This is a genomic window from Streptomyces sporangiiformans (assembly GCF_005768555.2).
GTDB classification, from domain to species: domain Bacteria; phylum Actinomycetota; class Actinomycetes; order Streptomycetales; family Streptomycetaceae; genus Streptomyces; species Streptomyces sporangiiformans.
Map to the genome: position 1 here is coordinate 1 of NZ_VCHX02000031.1, position 5,939 is coordinate 5,939.

The 5,939-nt window shown below is 71.7% G+C and carries 2 protein-coding genes and 1 pseudogene; all 3 read right to left on the reverse strand.

What is annotated here, in order from left to right; translation table 11 throughout:
- On the reverse strand, window positions 1–2,202 hold a 2,202-nt coding region (locus FGD71_RS01560; RefSeq protein ID WP_420878223.1), incomplete at its 3' end, for a type I polyketide synthase.
- Window positions 2,192–4,298, reverse strand: a 2,107-nt coding sequence (locus tag FGD71_RS48295) for a beta-ketoacyl reductase (RefSeq protein WP_280528324.1), incomplete at its 5' end; no start/stop codon positions are given. The genes FGD71_RS01560 and FGD71_RS48295, both read right to left, overlap by 11 nt.
- A 1-nt stretch (window position 4,299) precedes the next feature.
- Window positions 4,300–5,939 (reverse strand): annotated as a pseudogene (locus FGD71_RS48300) (acyltransferase domain-containing protein); the annotation flags it as partial.

A 5,939-nucleotide genomic window follows, 5' to 3' on the forward strand; every position in this document is an offset into this window, starting at 1 on the left:
CGACGGACCGTTGACAGCGGCAAGCGACACCTGGCTCTCGCGGCCCTCCAGATACGGGGCCACCGTCGCCTCATCCGCACCGACCGCCAGCATCGCACCACCAGCGGGCAGCGCCTGCATCAGGCGTCCACGGGCCGCCACCAACGTCACCGCGTCATCGAGGGAGAGCACGCCGGCCACATGGGCGGCCGCCAGCTCACCGATGGAATGCCCGGTCACATAGTCGGGACGGATCCCCCAGCTCTCCACCAGCCGATACAAGGCCACCTCAAGAGCGAACAGACCCGGCTGCGTGAACCCGGTCTGATCCAGCAACTCCCCGCCCTCGAACATCACCTCACGCAGCGGCCGCTCCAACACCCCGTCGAACCCCGCACACACCGCATCCAACGCCTCCGCGAACACCGGATACGCCTCATACAACTCCCGGCCCATACCCGCCCGTTGAGACCCCTGCCCCGAGAACAACACCGCCGTCAGCGCGTCCTTGCGTACGCGGCCGGTGACGACGCGTGCCGCCGGGCGGTCCTCCGTCAGGGCTGTCAGGTCGGCGAGGAGCACGTCATGGGTGTCCGCCACGACGACGGCACGGTGTTCGAGGGCGGACCGGGTGGTCAGGAGGGAGTGGGCCAGGTCGTCGAGGCGGGTGTCCGGGTGCGCTAGGAGGTGGGTACGAAGGCGGTCGGCCTGACCGCGCAGGGCGTCGGCGCTGCGGCCGGAGAGCGTGACCGGGACGAAGGGGGTCTCGGCGCGGTCGGCCGCCGGCTCGTCGATGAGCTCTGGGGCCTGTTCGAGGATGACGTGTGCGTTGGTGCCGCTCACACCGAAAGACGAGACGGCGGCACGGCGGAGCCGGTCCCCCTCGGGCCAGTTCACGTTCTCGGTGAGGAGTTCGACCGCCCCGGCCGACCAGTCCACGTGCGAGGTCGGCTCGTTGATGTGCAGGCTCTGCGGCAGGACTCCCCGGCGCAGTGCCATGACCATCTTGATGATGCCCGCGGCCCCCGAAGCGGCCTGCGTGTGACCGATGTTGGACTTGATGGAGCCCAGCCACAGTGGTCGGTCGGCCTCCCGTTCCTGGCCGTAGGTGGCCAGGAGCGCCTGGGCCTCGATGGGGTCGCCGAGGCTCGTACCGGTGCCGTGCGCCTCCACCGCGTCCACCTCGGACGCGGACAGGCCGGCCTCGGCGAGCGCCTGACGGATCACGCGTCGCTGGGCGGGCCCGTTGGGCGCGGTCAGGCCGTTGGAGGCACCGTCCTGGTTGATCGCGGAGCCTCGTACGACCGCGAGCACCTCATGACCGTTGCGGAGTGCGTCCGACAGCCGCTCCACGAGGAGCAGGCCGAGACCCTCCGACCAGCCGGTGCCGTCGGCGGACTCGGCAAACGGCTTGCAGCGGCCGTCGGGCGCGAGTCCGCGCTGCTTGCTGAACTCGGTGAACGCGGCGGGGCTCGCCATGACGGTCACACCGCCGGCGAGCGCCATGGTGCACTCGCCCTTGCGCAGCGACTGGATGGCGAGGTGCAGGGCGACCAGCGACGAGGAGCAGGCCGTGTCGATCGTCACGGCGGGGCCTTCGAGACCGAAGACGTAAGAGATACGGCCGGAGGCCACACTGGTTACGTTGCCGGTGAGGAGGTGGCCCTCGACGCCTTCGGGTAGGTCGTCGACGTCGGAGCCGTAGGGCTGCGAAGAGGCGCCGACGAACACGCCGGTGCGGGTGCCACGCAGCGCGGACGGCGCGATGCCGGCGCGCTCGAACAGCTCCCACGAGCCTTCGAGGAGGAGCCGCTGCTGCGGGTCCATGGCGAGCGCCTCACGCGGGCTGATGCCGAAGAGCCCGGTGTCGAACAGGTCGGCGCCGTCCACGAAGCCGCCCGCGCCGGTGGAGCTGGCGGCCGTGCCGTCCTGGCCGGTGTCGAACAACGAGCCGAGGTCCCAGCCGCGGTCGGTGGGGAACGGCGTGATGGCGTCGCTGCCGGAGGCGACCAGGTCCCACAGCTGGTCCGGCGAGGCGGCCCCGCCGGGGTAGCGGCAGCTCATCCCGACGATGGCGATCGGCTCCCGCTGGGATGCCGTCAGTTCGTTGTTCTGCCTGCGCAGCCGCTCGGCGTCCTTCAGCGCGGCCCGCAGGGCTTCGACGACTCGGTTGTCCTTGGTTGTCATCATCAGCTCCGATTCCAGGCCGTGTTCAGGAGTCACTGCTGTCGAGCGCGATCTCGATCAGGTTGTCGATGTCCATCGAGTCGAGTTCGCTCGTCTCGTCCTCGGTGGGCGTGGTGGCGGGTGTCGCAGGGTCCGCCGGGCCGGTGAGGCTCAGCAGGGAGGTGAGCAGCCCGGCCTCGCGCAAGCGACTGATCGGCACCGTGGCGAGCAGCCCTCGGATCTCGTCCTCGCCGGGTTCCGCCGTGCCGTCGCCGTCCGCCGTCTCGAAGAGGGCCTCGGCCAGGTGCTCGGCGAGCGCCGACGGCGTCGGATAGTCGAAGACCAACGTCGCGGGCAGCCGCAGGCCGGTCGCACCGTTCAGCTGCGTGCGCAGCTCCACGGCGGTCAGCGAGTCGAAGCCGAGTTCCAGGAAGCTCTTGTCCGTGTCGACCTCGGACTTGTTCCGGTAGGACAGGACCTCGGCGACGCCGGTGCGGACCAGTTCCCGAAGTCGCCGTGCGCGTTCGGGTGCCGCGAGGCCCATGAGCCGGTCCCGCAGTGCCTGGCCCCTGTCGGTGCCGTTGGCCGTGTCCCGGCCGTCGGCCTGCTCGGCCGCCAGCAGATCCCGTACGTCGGCCACTCCGTCGAGGAGCGGGCGGCGGCGGCGCGCGGTGTAGGCGGGGACGAATCGCTCCCAGGCGACGTCCGCGACGACGACGCAGGTCTCGTCCCGTTCCAGGGAGGAACGCAGCGCGGTGACCGCGAGCCCGGGTGCCATGGCACGCAGTCCGCGACGCAGCAGTTGCTCCCCGGCCTCGCCCGCGGCGAGTCCGCCCTCGGCCCAGGGTCCCCAGGCCACCGAGGTGGCCGTGAGGCCGCGGCCCCGTCGCTGCTCGGCGAGGGCGTCGAGGAAGGCGTTGCCCGCCGCGTACGCGCCCTGCAGACCGCTGCCCCAGACACCGGCGATCGACGAGAACAGCACGAACGCGTCCAGGTCGGCGTCGCCGAGGACGCTGTCGAGGTTGACCGCTCCGGCGACCTTTGCGGTCATGACGCGGACGTAGTCGTCGAGTCCCGTCCCGTCGACGGACGTGTCCTGTCCGACGCCCGCGGCGTGCACGACTGCACGGACCGGGGAGCCCTCCGCTTCGAGTCGCTTGGTCAGCTCCGCCACCGAGTCACGGTCGGCCACGTCGCAGGCGGCGACGGTGACCCGCCCGTCGCCGACGGCGGACAGCTCGGCCTCCAGGTCGGCGGCACCCGGAGCCTCACGGCCCCGGCGGCTCGTCAGTACGACGTGCTCGGCACCCGAGGTGAGCAGCCACCGCGCGACATGGGCGCCCAGGGCGCCCGTACCACCGGTGACGAGAACAGTGCCCGCGGGCTGCCAGACGGCGGCGGCGCCGCTCGGAGCCAGCGGCGAACGCACCAGCCGCCGCGCGTAGACACCGGACGGCCGGACGGCGACCTGGTCCTCGTCCTCGGTTCCCGCGAGGACCGCGGCCAGCCGCTCCTTCACCCGCTCGTCGGCGACGGTCGGCAGGTCGACGAGGCCGCCCCAGCGCTCCGGGTGCTCCAGGCCGATGACCCGGCCAAGACCCCAGACCTGCGCCTGCGCCGGCGAGACGCCGTCGGCGACATCGCCGCGCCCGGTGGACACCGCGCCGCGGGTGGCCAGCCACAGCGGGGCCGCGACGCCCGCGTCACCCAGGGCCTGGGTGAGGACGGCGGTGCCGGCGGTGCCCAGCGGCAGCGCCTCATGCCCAGCGAACGGCCGCTCGTTCAGGGCGAGAAGCGAGAACACTCCGGCCGGCGGGGACTTCTCCGCGATCTCGCGCAGTTGCTCGGCGAGCGCCGCCCGGTCCAGGCCGGCCTCGTCCACATCGAGCCGGACCGTGTCGGCGCCGCGTCCGGCCAGCGTGGCCGCGACGGTGTCCGCCCACTCCTCGGCGAGGTCGCCGGTGGGGGTCACCAGGAGCCAGGTCCCGGTGAGGCGGCCGTCGGCCTGCCCTGTCAGCGGCTTCCACTCCACCCGGTAACGCCAGTCGTCCACCACGGACTGCTCCCGCTGCCGCCCGTGCCAGCCCGCCAGCGCGGGCAGCACCGCCCGCAGCGCCTCTTCCTCGACCGCCAGCGTCCCGGCCAGCGCGTCANGCGCCTCTTCCTCGACCGCCAGCGTCCCGGCCAGCGCGTCAGCGTCCAGCCGCTCCACCGCCGACCAGAACTCGCCGTCCGCTGCAGAGCCGGTGCCGGTGTCGGTGCCCGTCTCGGCGGGGGTGGTGGCCGGCTCCAACCAGTAGTGGTGGCGCTGGAAGGGGTAGGTCGGCAGGGGGATTCGGCGAGCGTGGGTGCCGGCGAAGTACGTCGGCCAGTCCGGGGTGACGCCTGCGACGTGCAGGCGGCCCAGGGCGGTGACGAGGGCGTCCGGTTCGGGTCGGTCCTTGCGCAGGGCCGCGATCAACTGCGCGTCCCCGGTGAGGGATTCCTGCGCCATGCCCGACAGCACCCCATCCGGGCCCAGCTCCAGGAACACACTGACGCCCTGGTCCTCCAGCCAGCGCACCCCGTCACCGAAACGCACCGCCGCACGGACATGACGCACCCAGTACTCCGCCGACGCCACATCCGCCGAGACCTGACCGGTCACATTCGACACCACCGGAATCGACGGCCGCTCATACGTCAGCGACTCGGCGACCTGCCGGAAGTCGTCCAGCATCGCGTCCATGTGCGGCGAATGGAACGCATGACTGACCCGCAACTGCTTGGTCTTGCAACCCAGTTCAGCGAACAGCGCGCCCAGCTCGGCCACCACGTCCGCGTCACCAGCGATCACCACCGACGACGGACCATTCACCGCCGCCAGCGACACCTGACTCTCACGGCCCTCCAGATACGGAGCCACCGTCGCCTCGTCCGCACCCACCGCCAGCATCGCGCCACCGGCGGGCAGCGCCTGCATCAGGCGTCCACGGGCCGCCACCAGCGTGACCGCGTCGTCGAGGGAGAGCACGCCGGCGACATGGGCGGCCGCCAGCTCACCGATGGAATGCCCGGTCACATAGTCCGGGCGCACACCCCAGCTCTCCGCCAGCCGGTACAGCGCCACCTCGAGGGCGAACAGGCCCGGCTGCGTATAGCCGGTCTGATCCAGCAACTCCCCGCCCTCGAACATCACTTCACGCAGCGGCCGCTCCAGAACCCGGTCGAACCCCGCACACACCGCATCCAACGCATCGGCGAACACCGGGTACGCCTCATACAACTCCCGGCCCATACCCGCCCGTTGAGACCCCTGCCCCGAGAACAGCACCGCGGTCAGCCCCGAATCGTCCCGGGCCACACCCCGCACTACGCCAGCAGCGGTAGTGCCTTCCGCTATCGCACCCAGACCTCGCAGCAACTCCGCGCGTTCGGAACCGATGGCCACCGCGCGATGCTCCAAAGCCGCACGCGTCGTCGCCAGCGAGAACGCCACATCAACCGGCGAGCAGTCCTCGGCCAGCCCCGACCGCAGCCGCTCCGCCTGTGCCTTGAGCGCGGCCTCCGACTTCGCCGACAACACCCACGGCACCACCACCCCGTCAACCGGCTCAGAAGCCGGCCCGGATCCGGCGTCAGGCGCCTGCTCCAGGATCACGTGGGCGTTGGTACCGCTCACCCCGAACGACGACACACCCGCACGACGAGGACGGTCCGTCTCCGGCCACACATGGGCCTCGGACAGCAACTCCACCGCCCCCGCCGACCAGTCCACATGCGACGACGGCGCATCCACATGCAACGACTCCGGC